Genomic DNA, 25125 nt, shown 5'->3' on the forward strand with positions numbered 1-25125 from the left:
AATTCTGTTTTTATAAAAAGCGCCCTTATTTATAGACGCGCTGGTAACGTTCCTTAACCCCGGTCAGGATTTCATACTGGCTTAAAGTAGAGACTTCCGACGCCATTTCAAGTGTAATATGCTCTCCCAGAAGTTCCACATCATCACCGGGGCTGATTTCCGTCACCTCAAGGTCTGTAATGTCCACGGCAATCATGTCCATCGACACCCGGCCGACGATCGGCAACATGTGGCCCTTATAGGCAGTCTGGCCGCAATTGTTGAATACCTGAAGATAGCCATCGGCATAACCGACGTTGATAATGGCGATGCGGGAAGGCCGCTCGGCGGTCCATGTGGCGCCGTAACCGACGGTTTCCCCAATCCGGAGATCCCGCAGTTGCAACACCTTGCCGGAAATATGATAGGCGGCCTGAATGCCGTCGGGCAGGGGGCGCGGGGACGGGTTGCCACCGAACATCATTAGCCCTGGTCGCGCCAGATCAAAGTGATAATCCGGGCCCAATAGAATGCCGCCGGAATTGGCGAGGCTCGCCGGGATGCCGGGGAAATGCCGGGTGATGGCGGTGAAATTCTGCAATTGAGTGAGGTTCAGTGGATGTTCCGGTGCATCGGAACAGGCCAGATGGCTCATGATCAGGGCGATGTTGAGACAAGCCTGCAGGGTAGTGTCGCCGATAAAGGCGCCGGTTTCTTGCGGCGACAGGCCAAGCCGGTTGATGCCGCTGTCAAAGTGGATGGCGCAGGCCGGACGATCAGCCGCTGTCACGGCCGCCCAGAGTTGGATCTGGTCAAGATCATTAAGGACAGGACGGATGCGATGCTGGATAAAGTAGGGGACATGACCGGGAAAGACGCCATTGAGCACATAGATGATGGCGTCCGGCACATGGCGACGGAGTTTGATGGCCTCGGCCAAATTGGCGACGAAGAAATTGCGACACCCGGCCTTGTTGTACAGGGCCGGAGCGACCTGTTCGATGCCCATGCCGTAAGCGTCAGCCTTGACCATCGCGGCGCAATCGGTGCCGCCAGCAAGGCTGCGGCAGGTCCGGTAATTGGTGATAATGCGGTCGAGGTCAATGGTGAGGGTGGCCTGACAGTCGGATGGGAACGCCTCACATGTCATTATTCATGCTTTCCTAAAATCATTCGGGCCTTTACTCGTTTTGTGCGGGCAGATAGTCATCCGATGTGGGCAGGTCCGAGAAGCGGGTGGTGTTGGCTTCGAACTGCAACGTAATGATGCCTGTCGGGCCGTGCCGCTGCTTGCCGATGATGAATTCCGCCTTGCCAAACAGTTTCTCGCCTTCTTCCTGCCAGATCATATGTTCCGGGGTGTCGGCGTCGGGTTCAACCTGATTGTGATAATATTCGGGCCGGTAAACGAAGGTCACCATATCGGCGTCCTGCTCGATCGATCCGGATTCCCGCAAATCCGACAGCAGCGGACGTTTGTTATCGCGGGATTCGATAGTTCGGCTCAACTGGGAAAGGGCCAGAACCGGGATTTCCAGTTCCTTGGCGAGACCTTTCAGTCCCCGGGTGATTTCCGAAATTTCCTGCACCCGGTTTTCCGGGCCACGGCCGTTGCGGCTTGAACCGGACAGAAGTTGCAGATAGTCAATTACCAGAAAGCCGAGGCCATGTTGGCGTTTCAGCCGCCGGGCCCGGGTGCGTAACGCCCCGATGGTCAGTGACGCCGTGTCATCGATAAACAGCGGCAGTTCTTCCAGATCCTGAGCCGTGCGGGCGAGCTTGTTGAACTGTTCCTGATCCAGACGTCCCTGACGCAGATCCTGAGACGACAGCGAGGCCTGCTCTGACAGGATACGGGCGGCGAGCTGATCAGCGGACATTTCCAGCGAGAAGAAGGCGACAACCGCGCCTTTGTTTTCTTCGTGCGGCACCCCGAGCAAGGCATCGTCACGATAGGCTTTCGCGGCGTTAAAGGCCATATTCGTGGCCAGTGCCGTTTTTCCCATGGCGGGGCGTCCGGCGAGGATCATCAGGTCGGACTTATGCAGGCCGCCGATATGCTTGTTGATGCTGTCGAAACCGGTGGTTTTTCCGGCGAGTTTGCCGCCGCGCTTGAAGGCCATTTCAATGATATTGACCGCATCGGTGGCCGATTTGGCGAAGCTCTTGAAACCGCTCTCGGAACTGCCCTGCTCGGCGAGGGAATAGAGCCGTTTCTCGGCCTCTTCAATCTGGGCCTGAACGGAGTTTTCCACGTCATGGTCATAGGCGTCATTGACGATATCGGTGCCGACGGTGATCAGTTCGCGTTTGATCGCCATCTGATAAATGATCTGGCCATACTCGACTGTATTGATGATAGAGACCGCCGCCGTGGCCAGCCGCGCCAGATAACCCGCGCCACCGATTTCCGCCAGGGTTTCTTCATTCTCGAAATAAGGTTTCAGGGTTACGGGCGAGGCGATCAGACCTTTTTCGATCAGTTGCAAACAGGCCTGGAAAATTTTCTGATGCGCCGGATTGACGAAATGTTCTTCCTTGAGGAAGTCCTGCACCCGTGCGACGGCCTCGTTATTGACCAGGATCGCCCCGAGCAGAGCCTGTTCGGCTTCCAGATTATGAGGAGTCTGGCGATAATTTTCCACATCATAGGGCACAATATTGTCGCCCTGCATGTTGTCATCAATCGGTATATCTGGAAAGTCGTTCATTCTTATTAATCTATCCCTTTTCGAATCTACCTATAATAGGCGAATATGGCCAAAATGGAATAGCCGATTAAACGGGGTGGGGGGATAAAATTTATGAGAAGCGTGATGTCTGGAGTTTTATAGAGACCTAACCGGTGCGGACCCCGGTGGGGCGACTGTGTAAATGGAGTTCCTGCAGGATCGCTTTGACTAGGGCCGGGAAATTTATATTGCCCTGATCGGCGAGGTCCGCCGCTTTGTAGGAGGAGGGTAACAGCGGGGCATAAAAAAGGGCCGCCGGTTAGGGCAGCCCTTTTTAAATTTTTGCAGCGAAAATTACGCGCTTTTTTCTTCTTCTTCGGTCGCTTCTTCAGCAACAGTTTCTTCAACTGTTTCTTCTTCCGCTTCGTCATCAGTCAGAACCGCTTCCAGATCTTCTTCTTTTTCGAAGTAATCTTCTACGGAAATGTCTTCAGCTTCTTCAGCGGCTTTCGCGTCCAAGCCTTTTTCCTGCATCTCGGCTTCTTCAGCAGAGCGGGCCACATTGACTTTAACAGTCGCGGAAACTTCAGCGTGCAGTTTCAGTTCAATGTCATAAATACCGAGGTATTTAATGGCGTGGTCCATCACCACCTGAGTGCGGGCGATTTTCAGATCCTGTTCGGCAAAGACACCGGAGATGTCGCGGGCGGAAACGGAACCGTACAGGTTGCCGGATTCACCAGCCTGACGGATCAGGACGGCGGATGCGCCTTCCAGTTTCACGGCAACGGCTTCGGCTTCACTCTTGGCTTCCAGGTTGCGGGCTTCGATCTCGGCGCGCTGGCCTTCGAACAAGTCGCGGTTGGCTTTGTTGGAACGCAGAGCTTTTTTCTGTGGCAAAAGGAAGTTACGGGCAAAGCCGTCCTTCACAGTGACAATATCACCAATCTGACCCAGTTTACGAACCCGTTCGAGAAGTATGATTTCCATGATTCATTCTCCCTTATTGAACGATGTATGGCAGAAGTGCCAGATTACGGGCGCGTTTAATCGCTTTGGCCAGTTCACGCTGTTTCTTTGTGGAAACGGCAGTGATGCGGCTTGGTACGATTTTACCACGCTCGGAAATGAATTTTGTCAGAAGACGTACGTCTTTATAGTCGATAACCTGGGCGTTGGCGCCAGAGAATGGACATGTTTTACGACGTCTGAAGAAAGGGCGACGGGTTTGACCGCCTGAATTTTGTTCAGCCATGAGAAGGTCTCCTTATTCTGTCGCGGCTTCAGCGGCAGGCGCATCTGCTGGTTTTTTGTTTTCAAAGCGGGGAGGACGTCCACCGTCTTTATTCTCAAAGCGGGAAGGGCGTCCTTCGCGGTCTTTGGAACGCAGTACGACTGAATCGCCTTCTTCATGCTCTTCAACGCGAATTGTCATGAAACGCACCAGGTCTTCATGAAGACGCTCGTTGCGTTCCAGTTCTGCGACAGCAGAAGCGGGAGCATCGATGTTCATCAGGACATAGTGGCCTTTTTTGTATTTCTTGATCCGGTAAGCGAGAGCGCGCAGGCCCCACTGTTCGGTTTTGGTAACTGTGCCGCCATTGTCCGTGATGATTTTTGTCAAATCACTGGTAATCGCTTCAACCTGTTGAGGTTGGATATCCTGGCGAGCGATAATAATATGTTCATATAAAGCCATGTGATGGCTACTCCTTGTATATATAGTTCAATTAACGGTTTTCTGGGGCGGGGTGGCTACGAATATCAAATCGTCACATTACAAGATTAACCGACACAACAAACCGAGGCATTCTCGAAAAGAAAGCCCTGAAGCGGCGCAATATACAGGAAAGGTCGGGAAGTACAAGGGAAAAACAGGCCTTTTCCGGGCTTTTGGGCGATTATTTTAACCGGGGGCCTGAAATGCCCGTGTCGCGCCGGTAAAAAAGCACTTTGGCGACGACTTTTCTTGACAGAATTCTGCCAGTTGTTATGACTTTAATCAATATGTATATCACGTAACACCAATAAGGATATGTCACATATGACACGCGCATTCGTATTTCCGGGACAGGGCAGTCAAATTGTCGGAATGGGGAAAGAGCTTCACGATAACATGCCCGTTGCGGCGCAGGTTTTTGAAGAAATCAATGATGCCCTCGGGCAGAATCTTTCCGGGATCATGTTCGACGGCCCGCAGGAAGACCTGACCCTGACCCATAATGCCCAGCCAGCCCTGATGGCGGTCAGCCTGGCGGTGATCAAGGTGCTGGAAAAAGATTTTGAGGTGAAGCTTGAGGATGCGGCGGCGTTTGTTGCCGGGCATTCGCTCGGAGAATATTCGGCACTCGCCGCAGCCGGCGCTATCGGGCTTGCCGATACGGCGCGCCTTCTTAAACTGCGCGGTGAAGCCATGCAGCGGGCGGTGCCGGTGGGCGAGGGCGCCATGGCGGCGTTGCTGGGTCTGAATTTTGACGTTGCGGAAAAAGTGGCTCTGGAAGCGGCTCAGGGCGAGGTCTGTGCCGCCGCCAATGATAATGCCGACGGCCAGGTGGTGATCAGCGGCCACAAGGCGGCGGTTGAGCGCGCCATCGAAATCGCCAAGGAAAATGGTGCGAAACGCGGCGTCCTGCTGCCGGTCAGCGCCCCTTTCCATTGTTCCCTGATGCAGCCGGCCGCAGATGAAATGGCGGCGGCGCTTGCCGAAACAACGATTTTGACGCCGGTGGTGCCGGTGGTGACCAATGTGACCGCCAGCCCGGAAAGTGATCCTGAAAAAATTCGTCAGTTTTTGGTGGAACAGGTGACGGGCCGGGTACGCTGGCGGGAATCTGTGTTGAAGATGAATGAACTCGGTGTGGACAGTCTGGTCGAAGCCGGGGCGGGCAAGGTTCTGACCGGCATGGTGCGGCGCATCTGTCGCGACATGACCGGACAGGCGTTGCAGACGCCGACGGATATCGAAGCCTTCGCCGCCACTCTTAAGGCATAATTTTTGCTCACGCATACGATATAATTAAGGAATAAAAACATGTTTAATCTTGACGGTAAATGCGCGCTGGTCACCGGGGCGTCCGGTGGTCTTGGCAAGGAAATCGCCATCGCCCTGCATAAAAGCGGTGCGACAGTGGCCCTGTCCGGCACCCGGGTGGAACCTTTGGAAGCCCTGGCGGCGGAACTGGGCGAGCGGGTCCATGTGGTGCCCGCCAATCTGTCCGATCCTGAGTCTGTGGCGGCTTTGCCCAAGGCGGCGGAAGAGGCTATGGGGAAAGTTGATATCCTGGTCAATAACGCCGGGATCACCCGTGATAACATCGCCATGCGTCTGAAAGACGAAGACTGGGATGATGTCATGCAAGTCAACCTCAAGGCGGCTTTTAAATTGTCCCAAGGGTTGATGCGCGGTATGATGAAGCGCCGCGGCGGCCGGATGATCAACATCACCTCTATTGTTGGGGTGACCGGAAATCCGGGACAGGCTAATTATGCGGCCTCCAAGGCAGGCATGATCGGCATGACCAAAAGTTTGGCGCAGGAACTGGCGTCCCGCAATATCACGGTGAACTGTATCGCGCCCGGTTTCATCGAAAGCCCGATGACAGATGTGCTGAGTGATGACCAGAAAGCCGGTCTTTTAACCAATGTGCCAATGGGGCGTTTGGGGGTCGGGGCGGAAATCGCCGCCGGAGTGGTTTATCTTGCGAGTGACGAAGCGGCATATGTAACTGGCCAGACACTGCATATCAACGGTGGCATGGCGATGATTTAACGGAAATTCGTAAGGGTTCCCAAGGCAGAAATGGCGCATTCCGGCGATCTTGCATATTAGTTCTTGGCAGATAAGGATGGAATGTGCTAGGAACCCTCCCGTGATGGAACGAATGATTGATGCTGACGGATCATATGCGCAGTCATATGCAGACACTATTAATCCTCGCTTCAATGAGCAAGAATGCATTTTTTTATTTCTTTTGCTTGTAAATGAAAAATTGTGCATTAAATAGGTGATCTGTTATTATCGAAACCCGGGCCAAAGATGTGGTTCGCTAGAATAGGGATAAAGAATATGAGTGACGTAGCTGAACGCGTAAAGAAAATTGTTGTTGAACATTTGGGCGTTGAAGAAGACAAAGTAACAGATACATCAAGCTTTATTGATGATCTGGGTGCGGACAGTCTTGATACCGTCGAACTCGTGATGGCGTTTGAAGAAGAATTTGGATGTGAAATCCCTGACGACGCTGCTGAAAAAATCCTTACTGTCAAGGATGCTATCGACTTTATCGGCGCAAACACTTAATAATTCCAAGTGTTGATGTTGGCTGATAAAGCAGGCCCGATATCGCAAAGATGACAAAAAGAATATGACCGCGACGCCCCTTGTCTTTTTTTTGAAAGATACAGCGCTCGCGGTCTTGTTATTTATGGGCTATTCTGCTTTAACTTATGATACAGTCATTATAAATAAGAAGAAGGTTTATCGATGAGACGAGTGGTTGTTACTGGAATGGGGCTTGTTACCCCTCTTGCATCAGGGGTTGAAGAAACTTGGAAACGTCTTATTGCCGGTGAATCCGGCGCAGGACCGATTACACGGTTTGATTCGACAGGGCTTTCGGCGCAAGTCGCCTGTGAAGTCCCTCTGGGAGACGGCACTAACGGGACCTTTAATCCCGATGACTGGATGACAGATCGTGAACGTCGTCGTATTGATGATTTCATTCTGTATGGCATTGCGGCGGCTGAAATGGCGTTGAAAGATGCTGGCTGGAAGCCGGAAAGCGACGAAGATCAATGGCGCACCGGAATTCTCACTGGTGCCGGTATTGGCGGCCTGCCAGGCATCCAGAACGAATCCATAAATATGCATGAACGCGGCGTCCGTCGGGTCAGCCCGCACTTCATTCCCCGTTGTCTGATCAACCTGATTTCCGGCAATGTATCTATTCGGAACGGCCTGAAGGGCCCGAATCATGCGGTTGTTACGGCCTGTGCGACCGGGACCCATGCGGTTGGCGATGCGGCGCGGATGATTGCGCTTGATGATGCGGATGTCATGGTTGCCGGTGGCGGCGAAGCCGCGATCTGTCAGATCGGTGTGGCGGGCTTTGCCCAGGCGAAGGCGCTCAGCACCCATTTCAACGATACACCGGAACGCGCGTCTAGGCCTTATGATCGTGACCGGGATGGTTTCGTGATCGGTGAGGGCGCGGGGATGCTTATTCTCGAAGAATATGAACATGCCAAGAAACGTGGCGCGAAAATCTATGCCGAAGTTGTTGGCTATGGCCTGTCCGGTGATGCCTATCACGTAACGGCGCCTGCGCCGGATGGCAGTGGCGGATACCGCGCCATGCAGGCTGCTTTCAAACGGGCCGGTTTTGGTCCGGAAGAAATTGGATACGTGAATGCGCACGGAACCTCAACCCCGCTTGGTGACGAAATCGAGTTCAGCGCCGTGAAACGTTTGTTTGGGGATGCGGCGTCACAGGTGGCCATGTCTTCGACAAAATCCTCTATTGGACATTTGTTGGGTGCAGCGGGCAGTACCGAAGCAATTTTCAGTATTCTGGCCATGAACCGGGGCGAATTGCCACCAACACTCAATCTGGATAACCCGTCAGAGGGCATCAGTGGCATCAATCTGGTGCCTCACGAAGCCCAGCAGAAGACCGGAATTAAAGCCGTGCTGTCCAACAGCTTTGGCTTTGGTGGCACGAATGCATCCGTGATCTTCAAGGCGGTTTAAGTCCCCGATGAAGGGGATGCGCAAATATATATATCTATTACTAATGGGCAGCGTCGTCTTTGCGACGCTGTTCCTGTATCTGGGCTATCGTCATTTTCACGGTCCCGGCCCGTTGGCGGAAGACAGGGCATATTATCTTGAACCGGGGCAGGGGTTGATCCGTACCGCCTGGCAACTGGATCAACAAGGCTATATTGACGGACAAAACATCTTTAAACTCGGGGTGAAGTTCTCGGGATTTGAACGGGGATTGCAGGCCGGTGAATTTCTGATACCGGCGGGCGCAAGCATGCAGGATATCATGATGATCCTGTCCAGCGGCAAGGTGATCCAGCATCGGCTGACCATTGTTGAAGGCTGGACCAGTTGGCAAGTGGCCGACTATCTCAATGGCATCGACAATCTTACCGAGCCGATCACCGAATTGCCGCGGGAGGGCACAATCCTGCCGGAAACCTATCTTTATACGAAGAATACCAGCCGGCATGACATCATTCGGCGGATGCAGATGCGGCAACTTGATCTGCTTGATGATATCTGGGACAAACGGGCCCCGGATTTGCCGTTTCTGTCTGTGGATGAAGCTCTGACGCTGGCGTCTATTGTCGAGAAAGAAACCGCGATCGAGCAGGAGAGGGCCCATATCGCCGGGGTATTTGTCAATCGTCTGCGTAAAAACATGCGGCTTCAAACCGACCCAACGGTTATTTATGGTATTGATCGCAAAGGATTTCTTGATCGACCAATTTCCCGGGCTGATTTAAAGGCCGACAATCCCTATAACACCTACCGGATTAAAGGCTTGCCGCCGACCCCGATTGCGCATCCGGGGCGGGCGTCCATTGAGGCGGTGTTGCAGCCGCAAAAAACCGAAGACCTATATTTTGTCGCCAACGGCGATGGTGGTCATGCCTTTGCCCGCAGTCTCCGCGAACACTTGCAGAATGTGAGGAAGTGGCGCAAGATTGAGAAAGACAAATAGCGGGTCACCAGGAGCACCCGCAGGAATAATCCGGAAAGGGGCTGAGATGGAAACTGCCGAGAAAATGACTGAAAGTCTGTGGGGGCGAACCTGTCAGGAACATCTTTCCCCTGTAGTTCTCAACGGGACGGAACAGGCGGATCTGGTTATCATCGGGGGTGGTTTTTCGGGGTGTGCCGCAGCACTTGAAGCCGCGCGCCGGGGCGCAAAAGTATGTCTTCTGGAGGCTCATGAAATTGGCCATGGCGGGTCGGGCCGCAATGTGGGGTTGGTTAATGCCGGCCTGTGGCTGTCGCCCAATGAAATCGAGAAAGCCTTGGGGGCTGAGGTTGGCAATCGACTTTCCACGCAGTTGGCAAAAGCCCCCGCACATGTTTTTTCCCTGATTAAGGACCATGCAATTACCTGTGAAGCCGTTCGCAATGGCACCTTGAATTGTGCGCATTCGGCAGCGGGCCTTGCATCCCTTGAAGACCGTCAGGCACAGTTGTTGAAGCTGGGGACACTGGTGCAGGTGCTTGATGCGGATGAAACCGCCCGCAGAACCGGGTCCAATAGTTTTCACGGGGCACTTTTCGATCCGGGGGCAGGAACCATTCAACCCTTATCCTATGTCCGGGGACTGGCGCGGGCAGCGGTAGAAAGTGGCGCGCATATTTTTGAAAACAGCCCTGTCCACGCCGTGTCTCGTGAAGCGGGTTGCTGGAAAGTGGAGACAGAGACCGGCCAGGTTACCGCCCCGGCGCTACTGCTGGCGACCAATGCCTATCACGATGATTTCAATGGCCTTGCCGCCAATGATTATATCACCTGCAACTTTTTTCAGATGGCGACCCGACCGTTGGGTGACAGGTTGCGGGATACTATTCTGCCGGGGAACGAGGGCTGTTGGGATACGGCGATGGTTATGACGTCCTTTCGCAAGGACCAGGCAGGACGCCTTATCATTGGTGGAGTCGGTGACTTAACACATCCGGCATCATCCCTGCATGCTCAATGGGCGGCGCGTAAACTGGCGACCCTGTTTCCGGACCTGAAAAATGAACCCTTGGAAATGCAGTGGCAGGGCAGGATTGCCATGACCAGTGACCACACACCTAAAATTCTGGAAATCGGACCAAGCGCCTATTCGGTGCATGGCTATTCCGGTAGAGGCATTGGTCCTGGCACGATTTTCGGAACGCGTCTGGCGGAAGCCCTGCTCACAGGGGACGCTGCCGGTTTGCCGGTTCCTCCAGTGAAAGCCTATCGGGAACCGTTCTCTGACCTGAAAGCCGGGTTCTATGAAAGTGGCGCCACGTTGGTCCATATGATCAGCGAACGTGTCTGACATCAGGTCTTGGACGGCATCACCCGGAACAGGCGGTCAAACAGCCATTCGGGTAGAAAACGCACTATAAAACCAAAGATCAGGCTAAGTTGCCACGGGAATGTGATGCGCGCCTGATTCTTTTCCAGGCCGCGTCGAAGAGCTTTAATGGCGGGCTCCGTTTCCATCAAAAACGGCATGGGAAATTTATTGCTCGCTGTCATGCGGCTTTTGACAAATCCGGGACAGACCACATTGATCTCAACTCCAAAGGGGGCGTAAAGGCCGCGAAGGGCTTCTCCATAGCCTTTAACCGCAACTTTGCTGGCCGAGTAAGCCGGTGCCGTTGGCAGGCCGTGATAGCCTGCGAGAGAGGAAATAAGGGCAATTTGGCCGCGTCCGCGTTCTTTCATCAAGGCAAGGGCCGGATGTATGGTGTGGAAAACGCCGTGGAGGTTAACTGCGAAGACCTGTTTGGTGTGGGCGCCAAGATCCTGGTCCGGCGAGAAACCGGGACCGATTCCGGCGTTGGCAATAACCAGATCAAGGGGGCATATGCCGTCGCAGGCCGTGATCCAGGCCGTCATGGCAATCTCGTCGGCGGTGTCAATCAAGGTGCTGTGAACCTCCGCGCCTTTGGCTTCGCAGGCTTTCGTCACAGCGTCGAGACGATCGGCGTTGCGACCACAGAGAAACAGGGTAATGTCTTCGCCCGCATAGTCTTTTGCCAGATGTTCGCCGAGCCCGCTGCTGCCGCCGGTGATAAGAATGGATTTTGGATTTTTCATGGCGCGCGTTTCCTGCTATAGCATTGCTGTAATATATTGCTGACTATAGTCGGCCTAACTTCAGTTGCAAAGTCAAAGAATATGACCTTATCAAGTATGACAGGATTTGCCCGTAGCGCCGGGCAGTGGGAAAATTATCACTGGACGTGGGAAATCAAGAGCGTTAATGGCCGCAATTTTGATGTGCGCTGTCGTCTGCCGCAGGGCTATGAGGCGGTTGAACAGCAAATCCGCAAGACCATGAAGGATAACGTCGCCCGGGGGTCGATTAATATCAACCTGCAGATCAAGCGCGATGATGACGCGACGGCCTTTACGATTAATCAGAAAATGCTGGACGCCTTGGTCGAGGTCGCGGTCGAGACAAGCATGCGTAATCATCTGCCGCAACCCAGCCTTGATGCCATTATGGGTGTGCGTGATGTGGTGCAGTATGTTGAAGCGGAAGAAGACCCTGAAACGCTGAAGGATCGCGATGCGGCGCTGATCGTCTCTTTCCGCGAAAATATGGATGCCTTTCTGGTATCGCGCACCACGGAAGGCGCGGCGATGCAGGACGTGTTGTGCGGGCTCTTGGAGGAGATCGAGCGGCTGGTTAAAGCCGCAGACGAAATATCCCGGGACTTGCCTGAGGTGATCAAGCAGCGCTATATGGAAAAGGTCAATAAACTGCTCGACGATTCAGCGACCGGTATTGACCCGGACCGTATCGCTCAGGAAGTGGTGCTTTTGGCGACAAAGGCGGATATCCGTGAAGAACTCGACCGGCTTTATGCTCATATCGACGCGGGGCGCAATCATATCAAGACTGATGGACAAATAGGGCGCAAACTGGATTTCCTGACCCAGGAGTTTAACCGGGAAGCCAATACCTTGTGCAGCAAGGCATCCGACATTCGCCTGACCGAATTGGGACTCAGCCTTAAAACAACCATCGACCAGTTCCGTGAACAGGTCCAGAATATCGAATAGGGACGGGTTAATGACCAAAGAGATTAAACGGCGCGGCCTGTTGCTGGTACTGTCATCTCCGTCCGGGGCCGGGAAATCGACCCTGTCGCGGATATTGTTACAACAGGATGAGAACATTACGTTGTCGGTGTCCATGACCACACGACCGCCGCGGGCTGGCGAACAGGACGGGGTTGATTATAACTTTGTCACAGTGGAAGAATTCGAGACTTTGGTTGCCGAAGACGGATTTCTGGAACACGCCAAGGTATTTGACAATTATTACGGCACCCCGGCCGCCCCGGTAGAGGCGGCGATGGCTGCGGGGCGTGATGTGTTGTTCGATATTGACTGGCAGGGCACCCAGCAATTGTCTCAGAAGGTCGCCAAGGATCTGGTGCGAGTGTTCATCCTGCCGCCGAGCAAGGAAACGCTGGAAAGCCGGCTTAAATCCCGGGCTCAGGACAGCGACGAAGTGGTCGCCAAACGCATGTCGAAAGCCAATCAGGAAATCAGTCACTGGGCGGAATATGACTATATCATTGTCAATGACGATCTGGAGAAGGCTGAACAGGAACTGTTTTCCATTTTGCGCGCCGAACGTTTGAAGCGGGAACGTCAGACCGGTCTGGTGCAATTTGTCCACGATATTACCGGTGAGGAGTGATCAGCCCTGATAGGCGTGCGCCAGACGGCAGAAGTCTTCCACGGTCAGTTCTTCGGCGCGACAGGTCTGTGGAATTCCGGCTGCGGCGAGATACGGTAATGGATCTTTGCCCAGAGCCTTCAGGCTGGTGCGGAGCATTTTTCGCCGTTGATTGAAGGCGGCATAGACCACTTTTTCCAGAACTTTTTGCTGTGGTGTTTCGAGCTGTTCCGGGGTCGGGGTCAGACCGACGATGCAGGATGTCACCTTGGGCGGCGGGATAAAGGCCCGGGCCGGCACGTCAAACATGATTTTCGCTTTGGCGCGATATTGACCGAGCACGGACAGGCGTCCATAGGCTTTGGTGCGCGGGGCTGCGACGATCCGTTCACCGACTTCCTTTTGAAACATGAGGGTGAGAGAGCTGTACCAGGGGAGCCATTGGTCTGTTGTGAGCCATTTTACCAAAAGGGCGGTGCCGACATTATAGGGCAGGTTGGCGATGATCTTGATCGGGCGGCCTTCTGTGTCGCCAATCAGGTCGAGTTCATTCATTTCCAGCGCATCGCCCTGGATAACGTTAAGTTTCCCCGGGTAGGCGGCCTGGATTTCCTTCTGAGCCTCAACGCAGCGGGGGTCCATTTCCACCGCCACCACCCGGTGGGCGCCGTTCATCAGAATGGCGCGGGTTAAGGCGCCAGGGCCAGGGCCGACTTCATAGACAATGCTGTCTTTCAGGTCCGTGTCCCCCAATCCCTCTGCGGAGCGTACGATTTTGCCGGTGAGGTTGAGATCGGTGAGAAAATTCTGTCCAAGTGATTTTTTTGCATCAAGGCCAAAATGGCTGATAACGTCTCGTAAGGGGCGCAGGCCGTCTTCATACATGCGGTCAGACTTTCTGTGTTCTGTGGCGGGCAATTTCGGCGGCGCATTTCAACGCATTGATCATGCTCATTGGACTGGCTTTATTCTGCCCGGCGATATTGAGGGCGGTGCCATGATCGGGCGAGGTGCGGACGATCGGCAGGCCCAGCGTAATATTGACACCGTCAAAATCCAGGGTCTTGACCGGGATCAGGGCCTGGTCGTGATACATGCATAGCGCGGCGTCATAGCGGGCGCGGGCGGCGTCATGAAACATGGTGTCGGCGGGCAAGGGGCCGGAAATGTCCATTCCTTGCACCCGAAGTTTATCAAGGGCTGGTGCGATGACGGTTTGTTCTTCCTGTCCCATGGCGCCGTCTTCTCCGGCGTGGGGGTTCAGACCTGCAACGGCAATGCGCGGGGCGGACAAGCCAAAGTCCTGTTTCAGGGCGTGATGTAAACATATAAGGGTATCCGTAATCAGGTCGGCTGTAATGCTGGCAGGAACGTCTTTTAGGGCGGTATGAACCGTCAGAGGGACAACCCGCAAATCCTTCCCCATCAGCATCATGACGGATGTTTCGCCTTTCCCGGTATGATCGTTGCACAGTTTGGCGAGATATTCCGTATGGCCCGGAAAATCGAATCCCGCGTCATAAAGAACGGATTTTTGGATGGGCGCGGTGACGAGGCCGGCAGCCTTGCCGTCAAAGATAAACTGAGTGGCCTGTTCAATGGCGCCGAGCACCAATGGCGCGGTTTTCGCCGAGGGCTTGCCCGACGTGACGCTGAGGGACAGCCCCATATCAAGGACGGGCAGGGCGCTGTCAAAGGCGGCTGTGCATTGGTCCGGTGATGAAATGACACGCAACGGCAAGGTTATACCGATATCGAGAGCAGCCTGTTGCAGGATTGCTGCCGCGCCAATGACAAAAAACGGAGGCAACTGATGCGTCTGCCGTTCGGCCCAGGCCTTGATAATGATCTCCGGGCCAATACCGGCGGGTTCCCCAAGGGAAACCGCCAGAGGCAGGGCGTCTTGGGGCAGGGAATTATTTATAGTCGATGATGGCATCGCGTCGCAGGTCCCTCAGGTGACGGCGGGCGATCAGACCGACCCGTTGCTGGGACAGGCTGCCTTCAATGCTGTCATAGTCCGGCATCCGGATTTGTGGTTCTTCCCTGTTGCAGAGAACAAACACCCGGAAGCCGGTTTCTTCCTTGACAGGTGGAGTCGCTTTGCCGATTTCAAGATCAAGCAGGGGTTGCTGGAGATGAGTTGGCAGATCAGAGATGGCCAGGTCGCCCAGTTCGCCGGTTTCAGAGGCGCCAATGGCTTTGCCTTGGGCTGCGAGGTCTTCACAACTGTTGATTTTGGCCGCCGCCGCAGTGATGGTGGCTTCGAGCGCGGTAATTTCTTCGGCTTCCGCCTTGTCAGAAAACTTAAAGAACATATGCTGCAGATCGACTTTGGCATCAGTTGGTGTCGCGGTCAGTATCTGTCGCTTTTCAACCAATTGCACAATGTAGAAACCATCTTCGGTTTCAATCGGTTTTGATAATTCACCAGGCTCTAGTTTTTCCAGTGCGCTGGCGATTTCTTTATTGAGCTCTGATTTCATCAACCACCCCAAATCACCGCCGACCGCAGAAGTGGTGGCCTGCGAAAACTGGCGCGCCATCATGGGAAAGGCGTTGGGTTTGCTTTTAAGTTGTTCGAGGATACTGTCAGCGGCGGCGCGGATTTCATCGCGGCGTTCATTTTCAGACACCAACAGAAAAATCTCACGGGGGTGGTATTCCAGTTGCCCTTTATTATGTTGCATCCGATCAAGAATGGCGTAAATCTCTTCATCACTGATGCTGACCTGCGGCATCAGAAGCCCGCCGACGACCTGTTCCCAGGCGAGACTGGCTTCAATCTGTTTCAACATGGATGCTTTATTGATGCCGGCCTGGTTGAGCTGTTGCTCAAGTTGTTGGGAAGTGACGCGCATCTGCTGGGCGTAAGAAGCGAAGGATTGTTCCTGTTCTTGCTGGCTGATGACGGTTTTGTATTTGTCGGCTTCCTGAATTTTTAATTTGTCGTCCACCAGGCTCTGCAGCGCCTGTTGCTGCATATATTGCTGTTCCTGTTGGGAATATTGCCGCTGACCGGAAGAAATCATAAACAACATCACTCGTTGTTTCAGGTCATAAAGCGAAATGGGGCTGTCGTTAACCACGGCAACGATTTGCTGTACGTCGCTCAATTGTTGTGGGGTGCCGGGGTCTTGTTGGGCGGACGCATTACTCGACAAAAGCATTATGCTGCTCAAAATGCCTGCCAAATTCAGTTTAAATGTCCTTGCCACGAAACTACTCTTCATTTTTTCTTACCCGGTTTTTTAATTTGTTACACATCTATACTGGTTAATATCAGAAAAATCAAAAGGCAAAATCAGCCGAGATTTTTCAATACCAGCCGGAAGTGGAAGATACTTGATGGTGTAATGTCCCTGTCGGAGGTCAGGCGCTTCTCGTAACTGAGGCCAAATTCCAGACATTCATCTTTATACAGGACGCCAGCATCATAATAAATTGTGTCATTTTTGAGAATATCCTGTACCCAGCTGCCATGCAGAGTCCATTTAGGATTGACCAGATATTTCAGGCCAAGACCCAGTTCTTTGCGATTTTCCAGTTCCGTATTGGTCAGATCCGTTTTTTCCCGGTCGAGATCGAGATAGCGGGCCGATACCCGGATGCTTTTACTGCCGCCAGACAGGATCAGTTCATTACGTCGTAGGCTAAAACTGCTGCTGTCCAACCTGAACCGGTGAACATAATCGAGATAGTCACCGAGGATGACATCAAGCCGTCCAACAAAATCTGATGATTTGCCTTCATAACCGGACCCCACGGGAAAAGTTTCGGTGGAACTGAACCGGAAACTCTGGCCGATGGTCGTCCGGATGGTGGTGTCCCCCGAATAAAGGGAATATCGGACGCCGTAATTTACCCTGGTGCCGGCCTCCCAGCGATCATAACCGTTATAACGATTGTGGCTGAACAGGTTATTTTCATCAAATTCAAAATTGCGGCTGTCTTCATTGGGAATGTCGAACGAGTTTTTATTGTTCGGCGCGACGATGATGGAAACCAGAGGTTCAATGATCTGTTGTGACGTCAGACTATTTTTTATGAAAGGCAGGTTCCAGTCAACGGAAAGTTTAGGTAATACGCGTGCATAAGTTCCGTCGGCGCCGCCATAGATCGGTTGATCCTGCAAGGCGGCGTCACTGACGTGATAGGCATCTCCCCGCAGGCTGGCGGTGATGGTGTAGAAGTCCCCCAGTTGAGTCTTCATTGGCAGTTTCCAGGCGCTCTTGAAGCTGACCCGTTGGGTGTCAATGCCGGCGGTGCGCAGGATAGAAGCGCCACTGGCGTCAAGAGTAAACTGATTGCCCCATTTGCCCGGGGTGGTTTCAATGTTAAGGTCAAAGGCGGGCAGGGCTTGACCTGTCAGGCCGCCACTGTCTTCTTCATCAAGGCCTTGAAAAACGTATAACCCGGTCGAGAAATAATTACGTCCGGTGAAATTTTCTATTTTGGCATGGCTTTTCAGTACATCGGAACGGTCCTGGTAATAGCGACGCAGATAGGTGTCATCACTGACCCAGCGCGCGGCGTAATCCCATTGCCACTGGTCGCCGATCAGTTTCAGGTTGTCCAGATCGAACTTGCCTTCAGAAAATATATGCCCGCGGATTTCGCGACCGCTTTCGCTGCTGAGAAAATTATCACTGTCGATGGCATTGGCAATTGATCCACTGACGGAGAACTGGCCATTGCCTGTATGTTGACGATAAGTGCCGCCGAGCACCAGGCCCTCTTTCGATGTCAGTAAGGGTTCAAGTGTCAGGTCGCGATGGGGCGCCAGACTAAAATAGTAAGGAATTGTGACATTCAGTCCAAGTTCGGACGACGTGCCAAATTCCGGGTTAAGAAAACCGGAAGCCGCGTGAACCGTCGGGTCGGGGTGTGAAAAATAGGGGGTGTACAGGATGGGAACCCCGGCAATTTCCAAAATGACATTCTTGTAGCGAATGACTTTGTCTTCTTCATCATGGGTGACTTCGTCGGCGCGAATTTGCCACAACGGCTTGCGTTTTCCGTCTTCGTTACAGGTTTTGCACGGCGTATAGGCGGCGTCTTTCAATATGGTGCGTTTGCCGGTGCGTACACCTTCCCGGGCCGCCAGATGGGCGTCATCGGAAAACAGAAGGCGGACGTTACGGATAAAACCTTCCTTCAGTCCATCCTTAAGGACTGTTTCTTCCATATACAGAATGTTGCCCTTGTCATCGCGGATCGTGACCTTGCCGACGGCACGGACTTCCTGAGATGTTTCGTCATAAGTGACTTTGTCTGCGTTCAGGACCGTAGTACCCTGATAGAGTGTGACATTGCCACTGACAATGACGCGCTTATTTTCGCTATCGTAGAGCGCCTTGTCTGCAGAAAAATTAATGTCTTTGCCGAGGGGGCTCGTCTGGCCATACGCCATGCCCGCGCCGGATAAGGTCGCCAGGGGAGAAGCAATAATGACTGCGCCGGAAAGCAGGCCCGTGAGGATAATTTTTCTAACCATATAGCGTTATTTACATACTTTTCTTTTTGTTGCCTACCGTTATTTCCCAATCAGGCCGAAAAACCTTGTTGGAAAAGATCTTTTCGGCTCGGCTTGCTTCAATGTGATTTCTCCGCTTTTCCGAGTTTATCCTTGCACAAAGTGCCCTGCGGTACTATCTCTCAAGTGAAGACAATGCTACAAACTTCCTCTATCATCAAGAAATGATACTTGGACATAATATTAGGACATAATTGAGGCACTCATGAACATAAAATTCTGTAAAAAAGCACTGCCAACCGCCGATGCGCATGTCGTCTTTACTTATGCGGATCGTAAATTGACCGAAAGCGCCAAAAAAATTGACAAGGAAACCGATGGCCTTGTTAAACGCGCCATCAAGGTTGGTCATTTTGAAGGCAAGCTTGGGCAGATTGTGGAATTGGTGGCTCCGGTTAACCTGGACATCAATCGTATTCTTGTGGTTGGTCTTGGCGCAGAGGCTGAGCTGGACGCCGTGAAGGCCGAAAAGGTTGGCGGCAAGATCATGGCGAAGCTGATTTCCAGCGGAGACGAAGATATTTCCATAGCCGTTGATAGCGCGAAAGCAGCAATCCTGTCCGATGCGGAACTTGCGGCCCATATCGCCTGTGGCGCCCGTCTGCGCCGGTACCGCTTTGATAAATATTTCACCAAACAACCGGAAAGCAAAAAGCCATCCGTGATCGCAGTTTCCGTCATGACCAGTGCGGCGACGGCGGCTGACAAACTGTTTGATGATCTTGATCGTGTTGCCGATGGTGTTGAATTTGCCCGTGATCTGGTGACAGAACCCGGCAATGTGGTTTATCCGGAAAGCTATGCCGAAAAGATCAAGGAACTGTCCGAGCTCGGCATTGATGTCGAAGTCCTCTGTGAAGAGGAAATGGAAGAACTTGGCATGGGCGCGCTTCTCGGCGTAGGTCAGGGCAGTGCCTGTGAATCTCATCTGGTGATCATGCACTGGAACGGATCAGACAAGGAAGATGAAGCGCCAGTGGCCTTTATCGGCAAAGGCGTGACCTTCGATACCGGGGGCATTTCCCTGAAGCCCGGCGCGGGCATGGAAGACATGAAATTTGATATGGGTGGTTCTGCCGCCGTTGTTGGCGCCATGACGGCGCTTGCCGGGCGTAATGCCAAGGTCAACGCCATTGGCGTGGTTGGTCTCGTGGAAAATATGCCTTCCAGTACAGCGCAACGTCCCGGTGATGTGGTGGTCAGTATGTCCGGTCAAACCATTGAAGTGATCAATACTGACGCTGAAGGCCGCCTGGTGCTGGCCGATGCGCTTTGGTATACGCAGGATCGGTTCAAGCCAAAATGCATGATTGATCTCGCTACGCTGACCGGCGCCATGATGGTGGCTCTGGGACAGGAATATGCCGGAATTTTCTCTAACAATGATGAGCTCTGTGACCATCTGGTCAATGCGGGACAAACAGTTGATGAGCCGGTATGGCGTATGCCGCTGAACAAGGCGTATGACAAACTGGTGGATTCCAAGATTGCCGATATGCGCAATATTGGCGGCAAATATGCGGGCAGCATTACCGCAGCCCAGTTCCTGCAGCGGTTTGTCAATGATGTGCCATGGGTGCATATCGATATCGCCGGCATGGCCTGGAAAACAGAAGCTTCCGATGTTGCCGACAGTGGTGCAACCGGTTATGGCGTTCGTCTTCTGGACCGTTTTGTGCACGATAATTACGAAGACTAATATGACCGATATCAGCTTTTATCATCTGCTGCATCAGCCTTTGACCAGTGCGTTGCCAAAACTGCTGGACAAGGTTCATGGGGCGGGGATGAAAGCGGTTATCAGGGTGGGCTCGGAAGAGCGCATGATGGAACTGGATGAGGTTCTCTGGACTTTTAAACCTGACAGCTTCCTGCCCCATGGGGATATGAAGTGTAAGTATCCCGATCAGCAGGTAATTTATCTGACCACGGAGGAAGAAAATCCTGCGGGGGCGTCGGTATTGGTTCTAGTGGACAGTATGGAAAGCACTCTGATCGCGGACTATGACCGTTGTCTTGAAATGTTTGATGGCCGAAATGACGAAGCAACGGCCGCAGCGCGGGGGCGCTGGAAAACTTATAAAGAGGCAGGACATACCCTGACCTATTGGCAGCAGACCGAGCAGGGCGGCTGGAGCAAAAAGGCTTGAGAGCAGTTCCTGACCATATTCTCTTCTCTTAATCACTGGATTGACAATTCTGTTATTTCCCCTCATATTTTCCGTAATCAGCGCCTCTGAATAATTTCAAAAGAAAACATGGATCTTCAAATCATACGGGGCGTACTAGATGGGGAGAATATCATGAGACGAACGTTTCTGGTTATTGCGTGCATTACCGCACTCACTAACACTACCTTAGTGAAAGCGAAGGAATTGCATCCATCCGGTCTGCCGGACTTCACGCCGGATCGCGCGGCGGCATTAACGAAAATGTTCACTGACTTTGTTGCCACCAAGGGCATCAATACGGCGGGTGTTGTGGTGATCAAAGGGGGTAAAGTTGCCTGGACCGGGACCTTCGGCAGTCAGGCTCCGGGGGTGCCGGCCTCGGAAAATACTCAGTTTAATGCGGCCTCGCTGACCAAAACCGTGACCACGGAAACCATTCTGCGTCTGGTCGATCAGGGAAAACTTGATCTGGATGAAAGTATGGCGCCCTATTGGGTGGACCCGGATCTGGCGGATGATCCGCGCCATAAGGACCTGACGCCGCGCATGGCGCTCAGCCATACCACGGGCTTCCTGAACTGGCGGTTTTTAGCCAAAGACTACAAGTTGCATTTTCAAAATGATCCCGGCGCGAAATACGGCTATTCCGGGGAAGGGATGAAATATGTGGCAGCCTACGCCGAAAGGAAACTGGGGCGCGGGTTCGAGAGTCTGGTGAAAGAACATCTGTTCACGCCACTGAAGATTAACGGGGCGTCGATCAGTGTACGTGAGGCGAATTTCCCGAACATTGCCCGACGGCTGGACGAGGACGGCGCATTTTGGGGGCCATATTGTTTCCCGCAAAAACGCTGGTGCAGTCAGGAAGGTGACTATTCCGCCGCCGGAAATCTGGTGATAACTGTCAATGATTTCGCCAAATTCATGATCTCGGTGATGAAGGAGGAGGGATATAGCGCCAAGATCGCCGCCGACCGCAATCACGTGCAAGCGGATAAAGGGGATGAAACCAAGGTGATTTGCGGTATCGTGCCGGACGGCCATTGCCCCAAGACGCAAGGCTATGGGCTTGGCTGGGAAGTGTTTGATTACGGCGATACACAATTGTTGAGCCACGGGGGGAGCGACTGGGCGGAACTGACGACGGCTTATTTTTATACAGGAACGCAGGATGGACTGGTCATCTTCCTTAATGCGCCGAATTATCGCGCGTTGCAGGTCATGCCAGAATTAATCGAGTTGATCGACCCGATTTCTCCGTTAGTGGCTCACTATAAAAATCTGCGCCTCCGGTCAAACAGCAGACAATAAGGCGCGGCCTGATCAGACGCCTCTATTGTTATTTTTAAGAAGGCCAGAATCTACTTTGATATCAGTATAGTACCGTGAACAAGTCATCTCGGCTGTGACATGAGAATGGACCCTTGCCTGCGCAAGGGTGACAAGGATAAGGGGAAGATAAATTAATACACTAGTTTTTCCTGTGTCATTTCCATGAAGATGGAAATCTAGTCAATCGTCTAACATGTTTCTGGATTACCCGATCAAGTCGGGTAAAGACGGGGAAGAGAAGTTTGCTATGTGCAAAACGACCATGTAGGCATGTAAAGCTTTTGCGTATAGTATGTGTCAGTCTAATAAAATTAATCTTGTGTATTAGTCGTCATTTGTGAACGAAATAAATAAGAAGGGGAACTAATGTGGGCGAGCTTTTTAGAGGAATATTTAGAGAAATATATAGCGCCGCTTTGTGGGTCGATAGCCACAATGGTTTTGTCATTGTGGTTCTTACTTTTTTAATGGTTTCATTTAATATAATTTTATTATGGGAAAATAGAAAATTACGCAAATTGGGGAGTGAGCCTCATATAGTGGCTTACGTTCGGCCTGGGAAACATATCAATATTCTAAATCTCTATATTTCGAATATAGGATTGGGACCAGCATTTAATGTAAAATTTTATATCCCAGATGCTGATGCAATTATAGAAAAATATAGAGTAAGGCTTCCAGGAAAAAATTCTATTCGTGAAATTCAAACATTACCGCAGGGAGGTGAAATTAAAGCCTATTTTGGAAATTTTTTTGAGTTTGAGAAAGAAAATCCATTAGAGAAAATTTTGTTAACTATTCACTATGATGATGTTTTTGGAAGAAAAAGGGAATCCAAAAGTAATATTGATGTTTCCAGCCTCTCTGGCTACACTAGAGTCGGTCATCCTGATTCAGAAGAAATATCTAAAAGCTTAAAAGAGATATCCAAAACTTTGAAAAATTTTAAAATCAAAAATGATATCTTGTTGATAGAAACATCGTCACGTGAGAAGCTTGCTGATGAGCTAAATGAAGACTACAAAGAAATAAGAGACTTCATAGATAAGCGTCCCTAATTTTTTACGCTGACATCTCTTCGATCGCTTCCTGCATTTCCAGCCACTCGACTTCGAATTCTTCCAGATCAAGTGTCATATCCAGTTTCTCGGCGGTGAATTTCTTTAACGCCGCTGCCGCCTTGACATCACCGTGGACATAAAGTTTGGGGTTTTTCAGGGCGCGGTCGTATTTGGCCACGTCGGCCTGTAATCGCTTGATCTTCTTTTCAAGCTTTTCCGCCTTTTTCTTCAGGGTCGTGAGTTGTGGGTCTTCGCTGCGGACTTTCTGCCCACCTGGATTTTCCTTGCTCTTCTTTTTCGACGTGCTGCGCGATTGCAGGGTGAGCTTTTTATAATCTTCCATATCGCCGTCATAAGAGGTCACCGTACCCTCATTGACCAGCCACAGGCGGTCGGCGCAGGCCTCGATCAGATGGCGGTCATGGCTGATCATGATTACCGCGCCTTCATACCCGTTGATGGCGTGTATCAGCGCCTCGCGGCTTTCGACGTCCAGATGGTTGGTGGGCTCATCAAGAATCAGGATATGCGGCGCATTGAGGCTCATCAGGGCGAACAACAGACGCGCCTTCTCGCCGCCGGACAGGTCTTCGACCCGGGTCATCGCTTTGTCAACGCCAAAGCTGAACGCGCCGAGTTTCGCCCGGACCTTGCTTTCCGGTACATTGATCATCCGTTCTTTCAGGTGGCTGAGCGGGGTGCCCTCCGGATTGAGCTCGTCCAGCTGATGCTGGGCGAAATAGCCGACTTCCAGCTTGCCGGATTTTTTCAGTTCGCCATTCATGATGTCGAGCCTGCCGGAAATCAGTTTGGCGAAGGTGGACTTGCCGTTGCCGTTCTGCCCAAGCAGGGCGATGCGGTCATCCATATCGAGTCGCAGGTTAAGGCGGCGCAAAATCGGATTGCCGGCGCTATAGCCGACCTCGCCATTATCAAGGGTGAATAAAGGCGGGGCGAGGGGCTTCGGATTGGGAAACTCGAACGAGAAGGTCCGGTCCTCGATAATACTGTCGAGGGGGCCCATTTTTTCCAGCATTTTGACCCGGCTCTGGGCCTGTTTGGCTTTGGAGGCCTTGGCCTTGAAGCGGTCGATGAAGCTTTGCAGATGTTTCTGGGCGGCTTCCTGTTTGACGATCCCGGCGCGCCGGTGAGCGAGTTGTTCCCGGCGCAATTTCTCGAAATTGTCATAATTGCCGGTATAGAGCTTCAACTGCTGCTGTTCAAGATGCAGAATCGCGGTGACGGAGCTGTTGAGCAGGTCGCGGTCATGGCTGACGATAATGACGGTGAAAGGGTAATTCTTGATGAAATTTTCCAGCCACATCACCCCCTCAAGGTCGAGATAGTTGGTCGGCTCATCAAGTAGCAGCAGGTCCGGTCTGGTGAACAGGGTGCAGGCGAGGGCGACCCGCATGCGCCAGCCACCGGAAAAGGACGAGCAGGGCCGCCGCTGGGCTTCCCCATCGAAACCGAGACCGGACAGGATGCTGGCGGCGCGGGCTTCGGCGGTATGGGCGTCGATATCGGCGAGCCTGAGATGAATTTCGGCGATCTTGGTGGGATCGGTTTCGGTCTTGGCGGCCTGTTCAAGTCGTTTCAGCTCCAGATCGGCCTCAAGCACAGTATCGAGCAGGCTGGTGGCGCCGCCTGGGGCTTCCTGAGCCACCTGACCCAGTTTGGCGAGACGATGGATCTGAATGGTGCCGTCATCGGCGTGCAATTCTTCGGTGATCAGCTTGAGCAGGGTGGATTTTCCCGCGCCATTCTTGCCGACGATGCCCACTTTATGCCCGGCGGGGACACGCGCACTGGCATTATCCAGCAGGGTTTTCCCGGCGATACGATAAGTGAGATCTTGAATTTGCAACATAATAATACCCTTTAAAACAGATCCTAGGGTTTAACAGGATTTTTTAAAAGTGCAACGGATGATTTCTTTGGTTGAAAGC

General features: G+C 52.5%; 23 protein-coding genes. 12 read left to right on the plus strand and 11 right to left on the minus strand.

The annotated features are described in order from the left end of the window. Positions 1–25 precede the first annotated feature (25 nt). The 5 genes from alr to rpsF form a co-directional block, all read right to left on the minus strand. Complete coding sequence (gene alr, locus FIV45_RS07065) at positions 26–1129, minus strand: alanine racemase (RefSeq protein ID WP_099471669.1); 1104 nt, start codon at positions 1127–1129, stop codon at positions 26–28. A 31-nt stretch (positions 1130–1160) separates the two neighbouring features. After that, positions 1161–2654: a replicative DNA helicase gene (locus tag FIV45_RS07070; RefSeq protein ID WP_099471931.1), complete on the minus strand. Its 1494-nt coding sequence runs from the start codon at positions 2652–2654 to the stop codon at positions 1161–1163. Between the two features lie 351 nt (positions 2655–3005). Beyond that, the gene (rplI, locus tag FIV45_RS07075) at positions 3006–3641 is read right to left on the minus strand and encodes a 50S ribosomal protein L9 (protein ID WP_099471670.1); all 636 of its coding nucleotides are present in this window, start codon (positions 3639–3641) and stop codon (positions 3006–3008) included. 13 nt (positions 3642–3654) lie between these two features. After that, positions 3655–3906, minus strand: a complete 252-nt coding sequence (gene rpsR, locus FIV45_RS07080; RefSeq protein ID WP_099471671.1) for a 30S ribosomal protein S18 — start codon at positions 3904–3906, stop codon at positions 3655–3657. A 12-nt stretch (positions 3907–3918) separates the two neighbouring features. Further along, positions 3919–4350, minus strand: a complete 432-nt coding sequence (gene rpsF, locus FIV45_RS07085; protein ID WP_099471672.1) for a 30S ribosomal protein S6 — start codon at positions 4348–4350, stop codon at positions 3919–3921. A gap of 345 nt (positions 4351–4695) precedes the next feature. On the opposite strand from rpsF, the gene fabD reads away from it, so the two are divergent. The 6 genes from fabD to FIV45_RS07115 all read left to right on the plus strand — a co-directional run bounded on the left by fabD (position 4696) and on the right by FIV45_RS07115 (position 10712). Next, on the plus strand, positions 4696–5643 hold the full coding sequence (gene fabD, locus FIV45_RS07090) for an ACP S-malonyltransferase (protein ID WP_099471673.1): 948 nt from the start codon (positions 4696–4698) through the stop codon (positions 5641–5643). A gap of 39 nt (positions 5644–5682) precedes the next feature. Then, positions 5683–6420, plus strand: a complete 738-nt coding sequence (gene fabG / locus FIV45_RS07095; protein WP_099471674.1) for a 3-oxoacyl-[acyl-carrier-protein] reductase — start codon at positions 5683–5685, stop codon at positions 6418–6420. 297 nt (positions 6421–6717) lie between these two features. Beyond that, positions 6718–6951: an acyl carrier protein gene (locus FIV45_RS07100; RefSeq protein WP_099471675.1), complete on the plus strand. Its 234-nt coding sequence runs from the start codon at positions 6718–6720 to the stop codon at positions 6949–6951. 183 nt (positions 6952–7134) lie between these two features. Continuing rightward, positions 7135–8400, plus strand: a complete 1266-nt coding sequence (gene fabF / locus FIV45_RS07105; RefSeq protein WP_099471676.1) for a beta-ketoacyl-ACP synthase II — start codon at positions 7135–7137, stop codon at positions 8398–8400. Between the two features lie 16 nt (positions 8401–8416). Continuing rightward, complete coding sequence (gene mltG / locus FIV45_RS07110) at positions 8417–9382, plus strand: endolytic transglycosylase MltG (protein ID WP_165776937.1); 966 nt, start codon at positions 8417–8419, stop codon at positions 9380–9382. A 46-nt stretch (positions 9383–9428) separates the two neighbouring features. Then, positions 9429–10712, plus strand: a complete 1284-nt coding sequence (locus tag FIV45_RS07115) for an NAD(P)/FAD-dependent oxidoreductase (RefSeq protein WP_099471678.1) — start codon at positions 9429–9431, stop codon at positions 10710–10712. Positions 10713–10714: 2 nt separating this feature from the next. On the opposite strand, the gene FIV45_RS07120 is transcribed toward FIV45_RS07115, so the two are convergent. Continuing rightward, positions 10715–11479 (minus strand): SDR family NAD(P)-dependent oxidoreductase, encoded by a 765-nt coding sequence (locus tag FIV45_RS07120; RefSeq protein WP_099471679.1) that lies wholly within the window; start codon positions 11477–11479, stop codon positions 10715–10717. Positions 11480–11560: 81 nt separating this feature from the next. On the opposite strand from FIV45_RS07120, the gene FIV45_RS07125 reads away from it, so the two are divergent. Together FIV45_RS07125 and gmk are read left to right on the plus strand one after the other, a co-directional pair. Beyond that, positions 11561–12451 carry a YicC/YloC family endoribonuclease gene (locus tag FIV45_RS07125; protein ID WP_099471680.1) on the plus strand — a complete coding sequence of 297 codons (891 nt, stop codon included), beginning with the start codon at positions 11561–11563 and terminating at the stop codon, positions 12449–12451. Between the two features lie 10 nt (positions 12452–12461). Further along, positions 12462–13097, plus strand: a complete 636-nt coding sequence (gmk, locus tag FIV45_RS07130; protein ID WP_099471681.1) for a guanylate kinase — start codon at positions 12462–12464, stop codon at positions 13095–13097. Here the strand turns inward: gmk and rsmA are convergent, their stop codons facing one another. The 4 genes from rsmA to FIV45_RS07150 form a co-directional block, all read right to left on the minus strand. Beyond that, positions 13098–13961 carry a 16S rRNA (adenine(1518)-N(6)/adenine(1519)-N(6))-dimethyltransferase RsmA gene (gene rsmA, locus FIV45_RS07135; RefSeq protein ID WP_099471682.1) on the minus strand — a complete coding sequence of 288 codons (864 nt, stop codon included), beginning with the start codon at positions 13959–13961 and terminating at the stop codon, positions 13098–13100. Between the two features lie 4 nt (positions 13962–13965). Beyond that, the gene (gene pdxA, locus FIV45_RS07140) at positions 13966–15015 is read right to left on the minus strand and encodes a 4-hydroxythreonine-4-phosphate dehydrogenase PdxA (RefSeq protein WP_099471683.1); all 1050 of its coding nucleotides are present in this window, start codon (positions 15013–15015) and stop codon (positions 13966–13968) included. Next, complete coding sequence (locus tag FIV45_RS07145) at positions 14993–16294, minus strand: peptidylprolyl isomerase (protein ID WP_165776938.1); 1302 nt, start codon at positions 16292–16294, stop codon at positions 14993–14995. The genes pdxA and FIV45_RS07145 overlap by 23 nt, the downstream gene beginning before the upstream one ends. Positions 16295–16380: 86 nt before the next feature. Then, positions 16381–18573, minus strand: a complete 2193-nt coding sequence (locus FIV45_RS07150) for an LPS-assembly protein LptD (RefSeq protein WP_099471685.1) — start codon at positions 18571–18573, stop codon at positions 16381–16383. 244 nt (positions 18574–18817) lie between these two features. On the opposite strand from FIV45_RS07150, the gene FIV45_RS07155 reads away from it, so the two are divergent. The 4 genes from FIV45_RS07155 to FIV45_RS07170 all read left to right on the plus strand — a co-directional run bounded on the left by FIV45_RS07155 (position 18818) and on the right by FIV45_RS07170 (position 23173). Then, positions 18818–20311 carry a leucyl aminopeptidase gene (locus FIV45_RS07155; protein WP_099471686.1) on the plus strand — a complete coding sequence of 498 codons (1494 nt, stop codon included), beginning with the start codon at positions 18818–18820 and terminating at the stop codon, positions 20309–20311. A gap of 1 nt (position 20312) precedes the next feature. Beyond that, positions 20313–20762: a DNA polymerase III subunit chi gene (locus tag FIV45_RS07160; RefSeq protein ID WP_099471687.1), complete on the plus strand. Its 450-nt coding sequence runs from the start codon at positions 20313–20315 to the stop codon at positions 20760–20762. Between the two features lie 153 nt (positions 20763–20915). Further along, positions 20916–22094 (plus strand): serine hydrolase domain-containing protein, encoded by a 1179-nt coding sequence (locus tag FIV45_RS07165; RefSeq protein WP_165776939.1) that lies wholly within the window; start codon positions 20916–20918, stop codon positions 22092–22094. A gap of 389 nt (positions 22095–22483) precedes the next feature. After that, the gene (locus tag FIV45_RS07170; RefSeq protein ID WP_099471689.1) at positions 22484–23173 is read left to right on the plus strand and encodes a hypothetical protein; all 690 of its coding nucleotides are present in this window, start codon (positions 22484–22486) and stop codon (positions 23171–23173) included. A 4-nt stretch (positions 23174–23177) separates the two neighbouring features. On the opposite strand, the gene FIV45_RS07175 is transcribed toward FIV45_RS07170, so the two are convergent. After that, positions 23178–25046, minus strand: coding sequence for an ABC-F family ATP-binding cassette domain-containing protein (locus tag FIV45_RS07175; protein WP_099471690.1), 1869 nt, complete (start codon positions 25044–25046; stop codon positions 23178–23180). Positions 25047–25125 lie beyond the last annotated feature (79 nt).

This window comes from Paremcibacter congregatus, from assembly GCF_006385135.1.
GTDB classification, from domain to species: domain Bacteria; phylum Pseudomonadota; class Alphaproteobacteria; order Sphingomonadales; family Emcibacteraceae; genus Paremcibacter; species Paremcibacter congregatus.

Bases quoted from the DNA above. Each gene is read 5' to 3' on its own strand.
- FIV45_RS07165 (WP_165776939.1), top strand. From the start codon at position 20,916: ATGAGACGAACGTTTCTGGTTATTGCGTGCATTACCGCACTCACTAAC.
- alr (WP_099471669.1), bottom strand. From the start codon at position 1,129: ATGACATGTGAGGCGTTCCCATCCGACTGTCAGGCCACCCTCACCATT.
- FIV45_RS07160 (WP_099471687.1), top strand. From the start codon at position 20,313: ATGACCGATATCAGCTTTTATCATCTGCTGCATCAGCCTTTGACCAGT.
- FIV45_RS07115 (WP_099471678.1), top strand. From the start codon at position 9,429: ATGGAAACTGCCGAGAAAATGACTGAAAGTCTGTGGGGGCGAACCTGT.
- rpsR (WP_099471671.1), bottom strand. From the start codon at position 3,906: ATGGCTGAACAAAATTCAGGCGGTCAAACCCGTCGCCCTTTCTTCAGA.
- pdxA (WP_099471683.1), bottom strand. From the start codon at position 15,015: ATGCCATCATCGACTATAAATAATTCCCTGCCCCAAGACGCCCTGCCT.
- rsmA (WP_099471682.1), bottom strand. From the start codon at position 13,961: ATGTATGAAGACGGCCTGCGCCCCTTACGAGACGTTATCAGCCATTTT.
- FIV45_RS07100 (WP_099471675.1), top strand. From the start codon at position 6,718: ATGAGTGACGTAGCTGAACGCGTAAAGAAAATTGTTGTTGAACATTTG.
- FIV45_RS07070 (WP_099471931.1), bottom strand. From the start codon at position 2,654: ATGCAGGGCGACAATATTGTGCCCTATGATGTGGAAAATTATCGCCAG.
- fabG (WP_099471674.1), top strand. From the start codon at position 5,683: ATGTTTAATCTTGACGGTAAATGCGCGCTGGTCACCGGGGCGTCCGGT.
- FIV45_RS07150 (WP_099471685.1), bottom strand. From the start codon at position 18,573: ATGGTTAGAAAAATTATCCTCACGGGCCTGCTTTCCGGCGCAGTCATT.
- mltG (WP_165776937.1), top strand. From the start codon at position 8,417: ATGCGCAAATATATATATCTATTACTAATGGGCAGCGTCGTCTTTGCG.
- FIV45_RS07125 (WP_099471680.1), top strand. From the start codon at position 11,561: ATGACCTTATCAAGTATGACAGGATTTGCCCGTAGCGCCGGGCAGTGG.
- FIV45_RS07155 (WP_099471686.1), top strand. From the start codon at position 18,818: ATGAACATAAAATTCTGTAAAAAAGCACTGCCAACCGCCGATGCGCAT.
- rpsF (WP_099471672.1), bottom strand. From the start codon at position 4,350: ATGGCTTTATATGAACATATTATTATCGCTCGCCAGGATATCCAACCT.
- rplI (WP_099471670.1), bottom strand. From the start codon at position 3,641: ATGGAAATCATACTTCTCGAACGGGTTCGTAAACTGGGTCAGATTGGT.
- fabF (WP_099471676.1), top strand. From the start codon at position 7,135: ATGAGACGAGTGGTTGTTACTGGAATGGGGCTTGTTACCCCTCTTGCA.
- FIV45_RS07175 (WP_099471690.1), bottom strand. From the start codon at position 25,046: ATGTTGCAAATTCAAGATCTCACTTATCGTATCGCCGGGAAAACCCTG.
- FIV45_RS07120 (WP_099471679.1), bottom strand. From the start codon at position 11,479: ATGAAAAATCCAAAATCCATTCTTATCACCGGCGGCAGCAGCGGGCTC.
- fabD (WP_099471673.1), top strand. From the start codon at position 4,696: ATGACACGCGCATTCGTATTTCCGGGACAGGGCAGTCAAATTGTCGGA.
- gmk (WP_099471681.1), top strand. From the start codon at position 12,462: ATGACCAAAGAGATTAAACGGCGCGGCCTGTTGCTGGTACTGTCATCT.